This window comes from Mongoliibacter ruber, assembly GCF_003003005.1.
Taxonomy (GTDB): domain Bacteria; phylum Bacteroidota; class Bacteroidia; order Cytophagales; family Cyclobacteriaceae; genus Mongoliibacter; species Mongoliibacter ruber.
Map to the genome: position 1 here is coordinate 1 of NZ_PVTR01000049.1, position 1,071 is coordinate 1,071.

The following is a 1,071-nucleotide window of genomic DNA, read 5'->3' on the forward strand; positions in this document are numbered from 1 at the left end:
TCATCGGTTCGACTCCGTTATCCTCCACAATAAATCAAGACTTGCAGAAATGCAGGTCTTTTCTTTTATCGGCTGGATAAAGCGTCCCGACGCAGATCGGGAAGGTCATCGGTTCGACTCCGTTATCCTCCACAATAAATCAAGACTTGCAGAAATGCAGGTCTTTTTCTTTTATCAGCCGGCGAGAGCGTCCCGACAAAGGTCGGGAAGGTCATCGGTTCGACTCCGTTATCCTCAACCAAGGTTTGCAATTATTTGCAAACCTTTTTTTAAATTTATATATATGATCATAGGCTACTTTGCTAGTAGATTATAATTCTAGTATTAATGCTTGATTAAATCAATATCTAATATCAATTAATATCGAAATGAATTAAAGAGAACTCTCTTCTTAAATTACTGGTATCATTCCATATATACATTTTTAAATATGTACACCGTTTATATTCTATATTCCTCCAAAACAAACAAATACTATATCGGGTCAACAAATGATATTCAAGCAAGGCTAAAACATCACAACTATGGAGCAACTCCTTCAACCAAATCAGGGGCACCTTATTGGGTGATAAAGTACACTGAGGCACAAACTGATAAAAGTGCCGCAAGAAAAAGAGAGTTAGAAATCAAGAATAAAAAATCACGAAAGTATATTGAATTACTGATTAGCTCAGCTGGCTAGAGCGTCCCGACGCAGGTCGGGAAGGTCATCGGTTCGACTCCGTTATCATCCACAATAAATCAAGACTTGCAGAAATGCAGGTCTTTTCTTTTATCAGCTGGCTAGAGCGTCCCGACGCAGGTCGGGAAAGTCATCGGTTCGACTCCGTTATCATCCACAATAAATCAAGACTTGCAGAAATGCAGGTCTTTTCTTTTATCGGCTGGATAAAGCGTCCCGACGCAGGTCGGGAAGGTCATCTGTTCGACTCCGTTATCCTACACAATAAATCAAGACTTGCAGAAATGCAGGTCTTTTTCTTTTATCGGCTGGATAAAGCGTCCCGACGCAGGTCGGGAAGGTCATCGGTTCGACTCCGTTATCCTCCACAATAAATCAAGACTTGCAGA

Annotated in this window: 1 protein-coding gene and 1 tRNA gene; both read left to right on the forward strand. The window is 40.9% G+C overall.

The features are described from left to right. The first annotated feature begins 430 nt into the window (after positions 1-430). A complete protein-coding gene (locus tag CLW00_RS21215; protein ID WP_106135709.1) occupies positions 431-682 on the forward strand; it encodes a GIY-YIG nuclease family protein in 252 nt (83 codons plus the stop codon). Next, positions 663-734: transfer RNA gene (locus CLW00_RS21220), tRNA-Cys, on the forward strand. Before CLW00_RS21215 ends, CLW00_RS21220 begins: the two co-directional genes overlap by 20 nt. The last annotated feature ends 337 nt before the right edge of the window (positions 735-1,071 follow it).

What these genes read in the sequence shown, in the direction of transcription:
- CLW00_RS21215 (WP_106135709.1), top strand. Translation starts at nt 431, where the DNA reads ATGTACACCGTTTATATTCTATATTCCTCCAAAACAAACAAATACTAT.